The sequence below is a fragment of the Dysgonomonas sp. genome (assembly GCF_035323175.1).
GTDB lineage: Bacteria > Bacteroidota > Bacteroidia > Bacteroidales > Dysgonomonadaceae > Dysgonomonas.
Map to the genome: position 1 here is coordinate 1 of NZ_DAOKYH010000015.1, position 12,685 is coordinate 12,685.

Consider the following 12,685-nt stretch of genomic DNA (forward strand, 5'->3'; position numbering starts at 1 on the left):
ATCCTATTTTTTCAGACTTTCAGAATGACCTTAAAAAATTATCATTCTCTTATCTAAGTGAAGAATCTGATTATAGGAACAAATGATAATCAGCCGGTTTACCTGTATCAAATAGCAGAAGTAGAAGACGGACCTGAAGTACCCAAACAATATGTTTCGTTTGGATATGGAGCTGCGTCAGGCGATAAAAAAGCTGGCATGCCCGACGACTATTCGGCTGTAACTATTTCTATTGCTAAGAAAAAAGGTGCTGATGCAATGAAGCTGGCAGAAGTAGTTATTGATAAAGTGGATCACCTGAAAAAAGATGTCATCACGAAGGATCTGAATGTGGAAGTCTCTCGTAATTATGGAGAAACTGCGTCGCATAAAGTATCCGAATTACTGTTCCACTTATCTATTGCAATTATAGTTGTAACCCTGTTTGTAATGATAGCTATGGGATGGCGTGGCGGTTTGGTGGTATTTCTTTCCGTGCCTGTAACATTTGCCCTCACTCTTTTTGCTTATTACTTCTTGGGATATACACTCAATCGTATTACACTGTTTGCTTTGGTGTTTGTTACAGGTATTGTTGTGGATGACTCCATTGTGATTGCGGAAAATATGCACCGTCACTTCAAGATGAAAAAACTACCACCGTTACAAGCTGCGCTATATGCTATCAATGAGGTAGGGAATCCGACTATCTTGGCAACGCTGACTGTTATCGCTGCCGTACTGCCCATGGCATTCGTATCGGGAATGATGGGGCCATATATGAGTCCGATGCCTATAGGTGCATCCATAGCCATGATTTTCTCTTTACTGGTAGCTCTGACATTGACTCCATATTTCGGCTATTTATTCTTAAGACATAAAGATAAAAAAGGAGAAGAACACGAAAGTGAAGAAAAAGAAACAGATTTGCACGAAACGAAAATATACAAATTATATGCTAAAATAGTAACACCGTTTTTGGAAAGCAGAAAACGCCGCTGGACATTTATGATTGGCTTAACTGTCGTTTTACTGGGATCGTTTGTGTTGTTTTATACAAAATCTGTTCCGGTAAAAATGTTGCCTTTCGACAATAAGAATGAATTTCAAGTGGTAATAGATATGCCGGAGGGAACGACTTTGGAACGTACTGCCGCCGTAGCTAAAGAATTAGCTGTGTATATCAGCCGAAATGATAAAGTAACCAATTATCAAACTTATGTGGGAACTTCTGCTCCTATAAGCTTCAATGGATTGGTTCGCCACTATGACATGCGCATGGGTGACAATGTAGCTGATATACAGGTTAATCTTGTTGACAAAGGAGAACGTAGCGAACAGAGTCATGATATAGCGACATCGGTGCGTGCCGATTTGCAAGCTATCGGCAAAAAATACAATGCCAATGTAAAAATAGTAGAGGTACCTCCCGGTCCTCCTGTAATGTCTACAATTGCAGCCGAAATATATGGTCCAGACTATGATCAACAAATAGCTGTAGCCAAACAAGTGAAAGATATACTGACTGCGACAGATAATGTTGTTGATGTGGATTGGTCGGTAGAAGATGCTCAGACTGAATATAAGTTTGAGGTGGATAAAGACAAAGCGATGAAATTGGGAATTCCGAATGCACAAGTTGTTCAGAATATGAGAGCGGCTCTATCGGGTATGCCTGTAGGTATATTGCATCAACCTTCGTCTGTCAATCAGGTAGGTATTGTACTTCAACTATCAGAAAAAGAGAAATCAAGTATAGAAGATGTACTAAGTATGAAAGTTGTGAATCAACAAGGTATGGCAATTCCCGTTAGCGATTTAGTGAAAGTCACTAAAGGAGAAAAGGAAAAGAGCATTCACCGCAAAGATCAAAAACGTGTAGTTTACATATTAACCGAAGTTGCAGGAAGTTTAGAAAGCCCTATATATCCTATTACGGAAGTGTCGGATAAGTTATCTCAGGTAAAACTCCCTGAAGGATACACTTTATCTGAAGAATATAGTAAGCAACCAAAATATGAAGACAACTTTTCCTTAAAGTGGGATGGAGAATGGCAAATAACATACGAGGTGTTCCGTGATTTAGGATTAGCATTCTTATTTGTATTAATTATTATTTATGTACTCATTGTCGCATGGTTCCAAAACTTTATAACGCCGTTAGTACAGCTGGCTGCTATACCTCTATCATTGATTGGTATTATTTTCGGCCACTGGATTATGGGAGCTTACTTTAGTGCTCCGTCTATGATTGGATTTATTGCCCTCGCGGGGATTATGGTACGCAACTCTGTATTGCTTATCGACTTTATCGACATACGGCTCAAAGATGGTATTCCATTAAAACAAGCTGTAATTGAAGCCGGAGCTGTACGCACTACACCTATCATACTGACTGCAGGAGGCGTAGTTTTGGGGGCAATCGTCATTCTATTCGATCCTATTTTTCAAGGTCTGGCAATTTCTTTGATGGGTGGAACAATAACCTCTACTGTGTTGACACTGATTGTTGTGCCGTTATTGTATTTCAAAATGTTGAAAAAGAAAGTAAAATGATTATGAAGCTATTAGTTGTATTAAGTATAAAGGAATATCAGGAGCAGGTAGGAAGTCTGCTCCATGAGGCCGGAGTAAAACGGTTTAGTGTAACAAATATCACCGGATATAAAAAGAAGGAAGAAAACTTGGGCTGGTTTGCAGCGAATGGAAGTAATGCAAAAACTAATTCGATAATGCTTTTCAGCTTTGTAACAAAAGAAATAGCAGACAAGGCTATCGTAGAAATTGATAGTTGTAATATTGAGACAAAAAATCCTTTTCCTGTACATGCATTTATCCTTGATGTAGAGAATTTTTCTAAACTGATTTGATTATGAAACGTGAATATATTATACGAATAGTAGCGGGTACAATGGTACTAACAGGCATTTCTCTAGCTTATTTTGTTTCTATCGGATGGCTGTTCTTAGCTGCATTTGTTGGTGTGAATCTTATACAGTCTTCGTTCACTAAATTTTGTCCGTTAGAAATCCTGCTCGATAAACTGAATGTTAAACGGTAAATTGATTAATTAAACTAGAGAGAGCAAAACCGAACACTGAAATCGTCTTTTGCTCTCTTTTTTAGATATGAAAACAATATTTTATACAATAATCGTATTGTTTATCCTCATTATACACACCCCTAGGGTCTACTCACAAGAAAATACGATCTTACAGGTAGATAGTATTTCACTTCGGAATAACTATCTGAATGAGATGCAGTCAATAAATGTATTGAAACATAAACCGATTGAAGTTTCGGAAGACCTTGTAAGGTCAGTACTCGACAAGCAGGCTCCTTTTGCGGTATATAAGGATAATTATATGGTAACCGGAATCCCTTTAAATAAATCTGTAACCCGCAAAACAGCGGATGCATTTTTTCAATTTAGCATTCGTCATAGAGTTACCAGAAGTGTACTCCCTTTCAACTCATTCTTATACATTACTTATTCTCAGAAATCATTTTGGGATATTTACGATGAATCAAGTCCTTTCAGCGATACAAATTATAATCCGGGAATAGGCATAGGTAGGTATGTGATAAAAGACAACAAACTGAAAGGGGCAATGATGATTTCTTTGGAACACGAATCGAATGGTAAAGCAGAAGAAGATTCCCGTAGTTGGAACTATATAAATCTGTCAGCTAAATACTTTTACAATATGCGATTATCGGCTAAAGCTCAAATATATCTACCCTATGTAGATGGTGGTAATAATAAAGATTTGTTGCGCTACAAAGGATATGGAATTTTTTCGGTCAATTATATTGATAAGGAAAATTTATGGTGGTTTAGCCTTAATATAATCCCTCGAGATAAAATTATAAACCCTAATTTACATACATCTTTATCATTTAGAGTATCTAAAAATTCAAATCAATACTTAACTTTGGATTATTATGCCGGTTATGGAGAAGGGTTGCTGAATTACAAGAAATATACAAATCAGGTAAGAATAGGATTTACGATAAAACCGGATTTCTTCAGTGCATATTAACAAAAAATGAATGACTATGAATAATAAATGGGACGAAAGTTATAATATGAAAGAATACCGCTATGGAGAAGCTCCGAATCTATTTTTCAAGCAAATCATCGATACGCTTCCAATAGGAAAAATTCTTCTTCCGGCTGATGGAGAGGGACGAAATGGTGTATATGCAGCGACAAGGGGTTGGAATGTAGATGCTTTCGACCAAAGCCAGCAAGCTAAAGAAAAAGCCTTGCGTTTGGCTCAAAAGAATAGTGTGGATATTTCATTCAAAGTGATTGATTTCGAAGAGATCTCTGAAAATTATATTGTAGACTCTTATGATGTAATCGCTCTTACCTATGTTCACCTACCGGAACAGTTAAAAGCAAAATATCACAGATCATTATTACCTTTTTTGAAAATTGGAGGGCATATTATTATCGAAGGATTTAGCAAAGAGCATGTAAAATACCAGCAACAAAATCCATTGGCGGGAGGTCCTCCTCAAGTGGAAATGATGTATTCGAAGGAAGAGATTTTATCTATTTTTGAATCTTTAAAAATCGATTTATTGGAAGAGATCGAAATAGAATTGGCAGAAGGTATAGGACATAATGGAAAAGCCTCTGTAATACGCTTTATCGGGCAAAAGATATAAAAGACAGAAGCAACAGTTATTATTCACCGTTGCCTCTGTTTACTTTATAGATCAATATATATTTTCAAATTTTTCCTGAAGTTCTTTTTCTGTGATTTCTTCTGTGTGATCGATAACAATAGCTTTGTTAGCAATATCGACATTCACACCATATACTCCGGGAACAATACCGATTTCTTTGCCTATAGACTGCACACAGCTACTACACTGTATATTTTCTACATTTATAATTGTCTTCATAGCCTACGATTATAAATTGACTACAGGTTTTAGCGTTTCGGGGATATCAAATTCAGCACATTTTATCGATTCAAGCTTTTTCTTGCCCAAATCAGTCAAGGCAAAATACATCTGACGCTTGTCTTCCTTACCTACAATACGGCGGATCAGACCTTTCTTTTCGACCGACTTTATCACTTTTGATGTATTCGAATTACTCAGCCCCAATACGCTCGCCAATTCATTTGATGAATATTTTTGAGTATTTAGCGAACATAGCAGCATCCCTTCATTCAGTCCAAGATCATATAATTGTTGAAAATTTAGTTCAAAGTCATAAATCGCCCGATACACATCTCTGATCTGACATAATGTTTTTACTTGCGAATTATTTATATTGTCTGCCATTTTAGTCTAAGTTTATATTTACTGTTATTCTTTTAATAAAAGATTATCAATAGCTTCCTTTAATTGCTGCTTGGGTAATGCTCCTGCAGCCATCTGAGGTTGTGCATTCATCGGAACAAACAGTAAAGATGGTATACTTCTTATTCCGAAGAGAGCTGCAAGTTCTGGCTCTGTTTCCGTATTTATCTTATAAATATATATACGATCTCCATATTCTGCAGCCAATTCTTCCAACACCGGAGCTATAGCCTTACAAGGGCCACACCAGTCAGCATAGAAATCGATCAATGCCGGCTTATCCCCCAAATATTTCCACTCAGTAGGATTTGTTTCAAAATTAGCAACTTTTGTTAAGAATTCAGCTTTTGTTAAATGTATTGTTGTCATTTTATTTTCTTTTTTAATTGTTTCTTCTATTTGATTTTTTGTTTTTGCCTTGTTATTACAAGAAATAAGCAATAATGCCACGAGTGAGAATAATACTGTATATTTCATTTTTAATCCGGTTTATATTTTTTTATCTGATCTCCATAAATATTTTCTTTGTACTTAGTATCTGTATAGCATTCTCCGGAACCACAACAGGAAATATTCATAATTGCCTGAAAAAGTAGCCATCCTCCAAAAACCAGAAATATATAATTTTGCGAAATCATTGAATAGATAGCCATAAGTATTCCCAATATCAAACGAACGATCCGTGCAAAACCCCAATTCTTCAATATGCGATTCATTTTGTTATTTATTTAAAATTAAACCAACTTCCACCATTATATACTTCCTGAAAACCTTTATTTCTTAGAAGTGTCACTGCACTGCGGCTACGCATGCCACTCGCACATACAGCAATAATCGGTTTATCTTTTTTCAGTTTAGATAAATTACTGCTTAAACTATCTAACGAAATATTGATTGAATTGATTGCCGCCCCTTGTTTATATTCTTCTTTTGTCCGAACATCTAAAAGGATAGCACCATCCTCTAAGAGTGCCTTAAAGTCAGCCTTATCCTCTAGTCCGAAAAATCTGCTAAGAAATCCTGCCATATTATTTATTTTATTACTGTTTCTTTACTTTATTCTTTTTAAATATTCCACCGAATAAACCACCCAATAATACTCCGTATAGAGTACTGATAGTAGGTGATGAAGTTATGGGACAAGTACCGGTACTACAGCCGATATACCTCCAGTACATATATCCGCCTATTGCTCCGATGAGAGCACCTAAAAGGTATGTCCAATTGTTTTTTATAATTTGCATATTTAGTTATTCTTATATTATGATGCTACAAAGATAGCAAATAATTTCCAATAGAAAATAATTCTAAAAGAAATAATTCGTATATATTTAATAAATAACATTAAATAACAAATAAATAAAGATTAGTTCATAATGAGTCGCAAGAATATCCTTTATTGTCAATATTTATATGTAAATTTGTTTTATCTCTGTTAGGGGTGTTCTTTTTATAAGAGCTGAGATTAAACCCTTGAACCTGATATGCTGTAATTGGCGTCGTAGGGAAACGGAATGAATAAAAGATATTAATAATACTATATATAGAGTATTAATCAAGCCGTTTCATAGATATGAAGCGGCTTTTTTATTGTAAAAAACAAAATATCTATACATAAAATAAATAATTATGATAAATATCGAATCTCTTATACGAGATCTGGATCTGATCCGAAAACAATCACCGCTTATACATAACATAACTAATTATGTAGTAATGAACAATACAGCCAATGCCTTACTGGCTATAGGTGCATCTCCTGTAATGGCACATTCTGTGGACGAAGTGGCAGAGATGACAAATATAGCCTCATCACTGGTTATCAATATCGGTACATTAGAGGCTCTGTGGGTAGAGGCTATGCTTATAGCCGGGAAGACAGCGTTAAATAAATCTACACCGATTGTCTTCGATCCGGTTGGAGCAGGAGCTACGTCATACCGCTCGAAAGTATGTAAACAATTGATAGAAGAATGCAAACCGTCGATTATACGTGGTAATGCTTCGGAATTAATAGCCTTGTCAGATACTCAGGCCCAGACCAAAGGCGTAGATAGCACAAATGCTTCTGACTCTGCATTAGATTCAGCTAAAACATTGGCTTGCAACACAAAATCAATAGTTGTAATCAGCGGCGAAACTGATTATATAACCGATGGCATAAATGTTGAAACTGTAAAAAACGGTAATCCGATGATGGCTAAAGTCACCGGGATGGGATGCACAGCTACAGCTATAGTTGCAACCTTTGCAGCTGTAAATAAAAATCTGCTCGAAGCTGCTACACATGGGATGTCGGTGATGGGAATATGTGGCGAAGTTGCCGCTGCACACTCGCAAGGGAATGGAAGCTTACAAGTAAACTTTCTCGATACATTATTCAATATCAATGAAGAAGTGATAAGAAAAAACATTAGGCTATGAAAGACTTTGATCTAACCCTATATTTGGTTACCGACCGTTCATTATCCCTCGACAGACCATTAGAACTTGTTGTGGAAGAAGCTGTAAAAGGAGGTGTAACGATGGTTCAATTGAGAGAAAAAACATGTTCTTCGAAAGAATTTTATGACCAAGCCTTGAAATTAAAAAAATGTTTAAAACCGTATAATGTACCTCTAATAATCAACGACAGATTGGATATTGCACTAGCTTGCGATGCAGAAGGACTGCATATCGGTCAAGAAGATATTCCCTATCATATAGCACGTAAAATATTAGGCAAAAATAAAATTATTGGTCTATCGGTAGAGAATATACAAGATGCTATTGAAGCCAACAAGTTGGACATAGATTACATTGGCATATCCCCTGTTTTCGGAACTTTAACCAAGACCGATACCGCACAAGCTTTAGGCTTAAGTGGAGTACGTGATATAACTCAAATATCGAAACATCGGAGTGTGGGTATAGGAGGAATTAATAAATCAAATACACAAGATATTATTCGTGCCGGAGCAGATGGGATTTCCGTCGTATCGGCTATTATGTCTGCTAACAATCCTCGACTAGCAGCATCGGAATTATTAGAAATTATAATTAAATCAAAAAATAAAGAATCAAATGAAGTGGAGTGAAGAAGCATGGGTTTCCGCAAAACCTGTTTATGATAAGATACTGGAGTTACCATTTATAAAAGAATTAATAAACGGAAAGTTAACAAAAGAACGATTTATATTCTACATCAGACAAGATGCCTTATACCTCGCTGAATACGGGAAGATATTGATAGGCATAGCCTCAAAACTGGACAAAACAGAACATACTACTGCGTTTGTCAACTTTGCCAGCGACAGTATAAATGTAGAAAATGCATTGCATGAATCTTTTCTGCAAGAAATAAAAGATGAAAAGAGTGAAGCATCTCCTACCTGTTTGCTATATACATCATTCCTAAATAAACAATTAGCCCATGCTCCTATTGAAGTGGCATTAGCTGCTGTTTTACCTTGTTTTTGGATTTATAAGAAAGTGGGAGATTACATATTAAAAAATCAAACTGAAGGATATAATCCATATCAGAGTTGGATAAACACTTATGGCGGAGATGGTTTCGAAGAATCTGTATCGAGAGCTATTTCTATTTGCGATGAGGTTGCTGCACAATGTACCGAATCACAAAGACAAGCTATGACCGAGGCATTTGTGATGTGCTCCAAACTGGAATGGATGTTTTGGGATAGTGCATATAAACAAGAAAAGTGGATAATTTAAACAGCAAAGGAAAATGAAAAGACAATATAAGCGAGTGTTATCTATAGCAGGAAGCGACCCTAGTGGAGGAGCCGGCATTCAGGCAGACCTCAAAACTTTTTCTGCTTGCGGATGTTATGGAGCAACAGCAATAGTGGCGGTAGTAGACGAAAATACGATTGGTGTAACAGGTGTACACCCTATTCCGGTTACCTTTGTAGCAGGGCAAATCAAATCTGTATTAGACGATATTGGTGCGGATGCTATAAAAATAGGGATGCTACATTCCTCTGAACTTATACGTACTGTAAAAGAAACATTATCGTATTACAATATAAAGAACATTGTATTAGATCCTGTTATGGTAGCTACATCAGGCGATAAATTGCTTCAAGATGAGGCCATCCAAACATTAAAGAATGAGCTTATTCCTTTTGTGCGGGTAATAACACCCAATATACCCGAAGCGGAGATAATATTAGGAAAAAAAATCCAAACACAAGAGGATTTACCTTTAGTTATCAAAGATTTATCTTTTGACAGATCTGTTTCTGTACTTCTAAAAGCCGGACATTTGACAAATGATGAGTTAGTAGACGTTTTTTATAACGCTGAAACAGATGAAATTATACATCTGAGTTCTAAGCGAATTAAAACACAAAACACACATGGTACAGGCTGTACTTTCTCGTCTGCCATAGCGGCTTATCTAGCTCATGGTATCTCGCTCAACGATGCTATAATAAAAGCGAAGGAATATATAAATAAAGCTATACTAGCCGGCGAAGAATACAAAATAGGGAAAGGACATGGCCCGGTACATCATTTTTTCAATTTTTGGCAATGACTTAGGGTTCTAAAACTCAAAAATTAAAAAATTACTGAATTAAATTGATATCGGCATAAAAGAATTGTTCGTAGATATACGAATTAAAATATCATTCGTATATTTGCGAACATGAAAAATATTAATTCAATGCCAAAAAAAGAATTAACAGCCGATCAGGAACAACTTGCACGCTTTGCGAAAGCATTGGGACACCCTATTCGCATTGCTATCCTTGAAATGCTTGCCAATCAATCATGCTGCTATCATGGCGATATGTCCGAGGTATTACCAATTGCCAAAAGTACGCTATCACAGCATTTAAACGAACTAAAAGATGTAGGGTTAATTCAAGGAACAATCACATTACCTACTGTAAAATATTGCATCAACAAGGAGAATTGGAAGAAAGCCAAAGGCTTATTTTCAACATTTTTCATAGAGATTCGCAATGAAGATAATTGTAATGCTAAGTAAAAAATTTATCTGCTATATTCGTATTTTTACGAATAACAAACGGATTAACTTCCAATAAATATAAAATATGAAGATACTCATACTTTGCACAGGCAACAGTTGTCGCAGTCAAATGGCACATGGCTTTTTACGATCATTTGATCCGTCTCTTGCTGTCTACTCGGCAGGGACAAAAGCTAGCGGAAAAGTAAACCCTAAGGCTATAGAAATCATGTATGACGCAGGAATAGATATTTCGCACCATACATCCGATAGTGTAGACAAATACATGAATGATGAGTGGGATTATGTGATTACTGTTTGCGGAGGTGCAAAAGAAAGCTGCCCAACATTCTTAGGAAAAGTAAAGAACCGCTTACATATTGGTTTTGATGATCCGTCCGAAGCTACGGGAACACTTGAATTTATTCAATCCGAGTATATCAGGGTAAGGGATGAAATCAAAAAAATATTTTACGAATTATATATTGATAAAATAAAAGGTCATGAGTAAAAGGAAGATGAATTTCTTAGATAAAAACTTAACGCTTTGGATTTTCCTTGCGATAGCTATCGGTATAGGATTGGGGTATCTTATACCCACCTTCAGCAGCTACATAGATTCTATGTCGAGCGGTACAACAAACATTCCTTTGGCAATCGGTCTTATTCTGATGATGTACCCGCCATTGGCAAAAGTGGATTATAAACAACTACCGAAAGTATTTTCCAATATTAAAATATTATCTATTTCCTTAATCCTAAATTGGATTATCGGGCCTGTCTTAATGTTCTTACTGGCCATTTTCTTTTTGCACGATTATCCCGAATACATGGTTGGGGTTATTCTGATAGGTCTTGCACGGTGTATAGCGATGGTACTTGTATGGAACGACCTGGCAGAAGGGAATACCGAATATGGTGCAGGATTGGTTGCATTAAACAGTATCTTTCAGGTATTCTTTTATAGTTTTTATGCTTGGTTATTTGTAACAAAGCTACCACAGTTATTTGGCTTCGAAGGTGTAATTGTTGATATATCCATAGAAACAATTGCCGAAACGGTAGCTATCTACTTGGGTATTCCTTTTCTGATGGGCATTCTAAGCCGTCTGATATTAGTAAAAACTAAAGGGGAACAATGGTATAAAGAAAAGTTTATCCCGACAATCTCACCCATTACTTTGATCGCCTTACTATTTACCATTGTATTAATGTTTAGCCTCAAAGGGGAACTGATAGTACAAATACCATTGGATATGGTACGCATAGCCATACCATTATTAATCTATTTCGTAGTCATGTTCTTCCTCAGCTTCTTTGCAGGAAAATTAATGGGAGCATCTTACGATAAAAATGCTTCGATAGCATTTACCGCTACGGGCAATAATTTTGAATTGGCTATTGCAGTTGCTATTGGAGTCTTCGGCTTACATAGCGAGCAAGCCTTTGCTGGGGTAGTGGGGCCATTGGTTGAAGTACCTGTACTCATACTTTTAGTGAACATTGCTTTTTTGTTAAAGAAGAAATATTACAAATAAAATAACTACAATACTTTCATTATGAACACGAACGAAGAAAAGAAAGCTTTAGTAAAACAAAGGTATAGCGAACTAGCATTGAATAGTAATGCTCTAAAATCTGGTTGCTGTTGTGGAACGAACCCTGCAACTCCTTCAAAAAAGGTCTTTACAATCATGAGCGAAGACTACAGCGGGCTTAAAGGATATGAAGCCGATGCGGATTTGGGTGTAGGCTGTGGATTAACTACTGAGTATGCAGGTATTAAAGAGGGTAATACCATTTTGGATTTGGGATCAGGTGCGGGCAACGACTGTTTTATAGCCAGAGCAGAAGTCGGAGAAACAGGGAGAGTAATCGGCATTGACTTTTCTCCACAAATGATAGAAAAAGCGCGAAAGAATGCAACTAGGCGAAGATATACCAATGTCGAATTTATTGAGGGAGATATAGAAAATATGCCTCTACCCGATAGTTCTATAGATGTTGTAGTAAGTAATTGTGTTTTAAATTTGTTACCTGAAAAGGATAAGATATTTAAAGAAATATATCGGGTATTGAAACATGGAGGCCATTTCTGTATTTCCGATGTGGTGCTGAATGGTTTATTTCCAAAAGAGTTTACGGATAATGCTTCTATGTATGCAGGCTGTATAGCCAGTGCCATACAAAAAGACGATTATTTAGGTGAGATTGAAAAAGCTAATTTTACTAATATAAAAATTGAACGGACAAAAACGGTAATCATTCCTGATGATGTTTTACAGGAACATCTCGATGAATCGACAATTGAAAAATATAAAAAAGGAAATGTCGGTATTTATTCCATTACTGTGACAGGAGTAAAGTAATAGAATTCATGAATAGCTTAAGCCATCATAAGGTGGC

Annotated in this window: 19 protein-coding genes; 13 read left to right on the forward strand and 6 right to left on the reverse strand. The window is 36.3% G+C overall.

The annotated features are described in order from the left end of the window. Window positions 1-57: 57 nt before the first annotated feature. From PKC55_RS14435 to PKC55_RS14455, 5 genes are all read left to right on the forward strand, one after another. Window positions 58-2,535, forward strand: coding sequence for an efflux RND transporter permease subunit (locus PKC55_RS14435; protein ID WP_324373533.1), 2,478 nt, complete (start codon window positions 58-60; stop codon window positions 2,533-2,535). Window positions 2,536-2,537: 2 nt separating this feature from the next. Next, window positions 2,538-2,849 (forward strand): hypothetical protein, encoded by a 312-nt coding sequence (locus PKC55_RS14440; RefSeq protein WP_291128512.1) that lies wholly within the window; start codon window positions 2,538-2,540, stop codon window positions 2,847-2,849. A gap of 2 nt (window positions 2,850-2,851) precedes the next feature. Next, complete coding sequence (locus PKC55_RS14445; protein WP_291128510.1) at window positions 2,852-3,040, forward strand: YgaP family membrane protein; 189 nt, start codon at window positions 2,852-2,854, stop codon at window positions 3,038-3,040. Window positions 3,041-3,107: 67 nt separating this feature from the next. Then, window positions 3,108-4,022 (forward strand): phospholipase A, encoded by a 915-nt coding sequence (locus tag PKC55_RS14450; protein WP_291128508.1) that lies wholly within the window; start codon window positions 3,108-3,110, stop codon window positions 4,020-4,022. A 16-nt stretch (window positions 4,023-4,038) separates the two neighbouring features. Next, window positions 4,039-4,656, forward strand: a complete 618-nt coding sequence (locus PKC55_RS14455) for a class I SAM-dependent methyltransferase (protein ID WP_324373534.1) — start codon at window positions 4,039-4,041, stop codon at window positions 4,654-4,656. Between the two features lie 51 nt (window positions 4,657-4,707). On the opposite strand, the gene PKC55_RS14460 is transcribed toward PKC55_RS14455, so the two are convergent. Genes PKC55_RS14460 through PKC55_RS14485 form a run of 6 tightly spaced genes read right to left on the reverse strand, consistent with a single transcriptional unit; the run spans window position 4,708 to window position 6,545 of the window. Beyond that, window positions 4,708-4,896 (reverse strand): heavy-metal-associated domain-containing protein, encoded by a 189-nt coding sequence (locus PKC55_RS14460; protein WP_291128504.1) that lies wholly within the window; start codon window positions 4,894-4,896, stop codon window positions 4,708-4,710. A 9-nt stretch (window positions 4,897-4,905) separates the two neighbouring features. Next, entirely contained in the window at window positions 4,906-5,283 is a 378-nt protein-coding gene (locus PKC55_RS14465) for a MarR family transcriptional regulator (RefSeq protein ID WP_135104302.1), read from the reverse strand. 24 nt (window positions 5,284-5,307) lie between these two features. Next, window positions 5,308-5,778, reverse strand: coding sequence for a thioredoxin (trxA, locus tag PKC55_RS14470; RefSeq protein ID WP_291128502.1), 471 nt, complete (start codon window positions 5,776-5,778; stop codon window positions 5,308-5,310). Between the two features lie 2 nt (window positions 5,779-5,780). Beyond that, window positions 5,781-6,017, reverse strand: a complete 237-nt coding sequence (locus PKC55_RS14475) for a hypothetical protein (RefSeq protein ID WP_291128500.1) — start codon at window positions 6,015-6,017, stop codon at window positions 5,781-5,783. Window positions 6,018-6,025: 8 nt separating this feature from the next. After that, window positions 6,026-6,328, reverse strand: a complete 303-nt coding sequence (locus tag PKC55_RS14480; protein WP_283687037.1) for a rhodanese-like domain-containing protein — start codon at window positions 6,326-6,328, stop codon at window positions 6,026-6,028. Between the two features lie 13 nt (window positions 6,329-6,341). After that, complete coding sequence (locus PKC55_RS14485; RefSeq protein WP_135104298.1) at window positions 6,342-6,545, reverse strand: DUF6132 family protein; 204 nt, start codon at window positions 6,543-6,545, stop codon at window positions 6,342-6,344. A 385-nt stretch (window positions 6,546-6,930) separates the two neighbouring features. On the opposite strand from PKC55_RS14485, the gene thiM reads away from it, so the two are divergent. From thiM to PKC55_RS14525, 8 genes are all read left to right on the forward strand, one after another. After that, entirely contained in the window at window positions 6,931-7,725 is a 795-nt protein-coding gene (thiM, locus tag PKC55_RS14490) for a hydroxyethylthiazole kinase (protein ID WP_324373535.1), read from the forward strand. Then, a complete protein-coding gene (thiE, locus tag PKC55_RS14495) occupies window positions 7,722-8,378 on the forward strand; it encodes a thiamine phosphate synthase (RefSeq protein WP_291129968.1) in 657 nt (218 codons plus the stop codon). The genes thiM and thiE overlap by 4 nt, the downstream gene beginning before the upstream one ends. Then, window positions 8,365-9,015, forward strand: coding sequence for a thiaminase II (gene tenA, locus PKC55_RS14500; RefSeq protein ID WP_291129965.1), 651 nt, complete (start codon window positions 8,365-8,367; stop codon window positions 9,013-9,015). The genes thiE and tenA overlap by 14 nt, the downstream gene beginning before the upstream one ends. 13 nt (window positions 9,016-9,028) lie before the next feature. Next, entirely contained in the window at window positions 9,029-9,841 is an 813-nt protein-coding gene (thiD, locus tag PKC55_RS14505; protein WP_291129962.1) for a bifunctional hydroxymethylpyrimidine kinase/phosphomethylpyrimidine kinase, read from the forward strand. 129 nt (window positions 9,842-9,970) lie between these two features. Then, window positions 9,971-10,297 (forward strand): ArsR/SmtB family transcription factor, encoded by a 327-nt coding sequence (locus PKC55_RS14510; RefSeq protein ID WP_291129971.1) that lies wholly within the window; start codon window positions 9,971-9,973, stop codon window positions 10,295-10,297. A gap of 67 nt (window positions 10,298-10,364) precedes the next feature. Continuing rightward, on the forward strand, window positions 10,365-10,790 hold the full coding sequence (locus tag PKC55_RS14515; RefSeq protein ID WP_291129959.1) for an arsenate reductase ArsC: 426 nt from the start codon (window positions 10,365-10,367) through the stop codon (window positions 10,788-10,790). After that, window positions 10,783-11,817, forward strand: coding sequence for an ACR3 family arsenite efflux transporter (gene arsB, locus PKC55_RS14520; protein WP_135104291.1), 1,035 nt, complete (start codon window positions 10,783-10,785; stop codon window positions 11,815-11,817). The genes PKC55_RS14515 and arsB overlap by 8 nt, the downstream gene beginning before the upstream one ends. Before the next feature lie 21 nt (window positions 11,818-11,838). Next, on the forward strand, window positions 11,839-12,648 hold the full coding sequence (locus PKC55_RS14525; RefSeq protein ID WP_291129957.1) for an arsenite methyltransferase: 810 nt from the start codon (window positions 11,839-11,841) through the stop codon (window positions 12,646-12,648). Window positions 12,649-12,685: the final 37 nt, after the last annotated feature.

Coding starts and splice junctions, on each gene's coding strand:
- PKC55_RS14450 (WP_291128508.1), top strand. CDS start 3,108: ATGAAAACAATATTTTATACAATAATCGTATTGTTTATCCTCATTATA.
- thiM (WP_324373535.1), top strand. CDS start 6,931: ATGATAAATATCGAATCTCTTATACGAGATCTGGATCTGATCCGAAAA.
- arsB (WP_135104291.1), top strand. CDS start 10,783: ATGAGTAAAAGGAAGATGAATTTCTTAGATAAAAACTTAACGCTTTGG.
- thiE (WP_291129968.1), top strand. CDS start 7,722: ATGAAAGACTTTGATCTAACCCTATATTTGGTTACCGACCGTTCATTA.
- thiD (WP_291129962.1), top strand. CDS start 9,029: ATGAAAAGACAATATAAGCGAGTGTTATCTATAGCAGGAAGCGACCCT.
- PKC55_RS14525 (WP_291129957.1), top strand. CDS start 11,839: ATGAACACGAACGAAGAAAAGAAAGCTTTAGTAAAACAAAGGTATAGC.
- tenA (WP_291129965.1), top strand. CDS start 8,365: ATGAAGTGGAGTGAAGAAGCATGGGTTTCCGCAAAACCTGTTTATGAT.
- PKC55_RS14455 (WP_324373534.1), top strand. CDS start 4,039: ATGAATAATAAATGGGACGAAAGTTATAATATGAAAGAATACCGCTAT.
- PKC55_RS14475 (WP_291128500.1), bottom strand. CDS start 6,017: ATGAATCGCATATTGAAGAATTGGGGTTTTGCACGGATCGTTCGTTTG.
- PKC55_RS14445 (WP_291128510.1), top strand. CDS start 2,852: ATGAAACGTGAATATATTATACGAATAGTAGCGGGTACAATGGTACTA.
- PKC55_RS14515 (WP_291129959.1), top strand. CDS start 10,365: ATGAAGATACTCATACTTTGCACAGGCAACAGTTGTCGCAGTCAAATG.
- PKC55_RS14460 (WP_291128504.1), bottom strand. CDS start 4,896: ATGAAGACAATTATAAATGTAGAAAATATACAGTGTAGTAGCTGTGTG.
- PKC55_RS14480 (WP_283687037.1), bottom strand. CDS start 6,328: ATGGCAGGATTTCTTAGCAGATTTTTCGGACTAGAGGATAAGGCTGAC.
- trxA (WP_291128502.1), bottom strand. CDS start 5,778: ATGAAATATACAGTATTATTCTCACTCGTGGCATTATTGCTTATTTCT.
- PKC55_RS14510 (WP_291129971.1), top strand. CDS start 9,971: ATGCCAAAAAAAGAATTAACAGCCGATCAGGAACAACTTGCACGCTTT.
- PKC55_RS14485 (WP_135104298.1), bottom strand. CDS start 6,545: ATGCAAATTATAAAAAACAATTGGACATACCTTTTAGGTGCTCTCATC.
- PKC55_RS14465 (WP_135104302.1), bottom strand. CDS start 5,283: ATGGCAGACAATATAAATAATTCGCAAGTAAAAACATTATGTCAGATC.
- PKC55_RS14440 (WP_291128512.1), top strand. CDS start 2,538: ATGAAGCTATTAGTTGTATTAAGTATAAAGGAATATCAGGAGCAGGTA.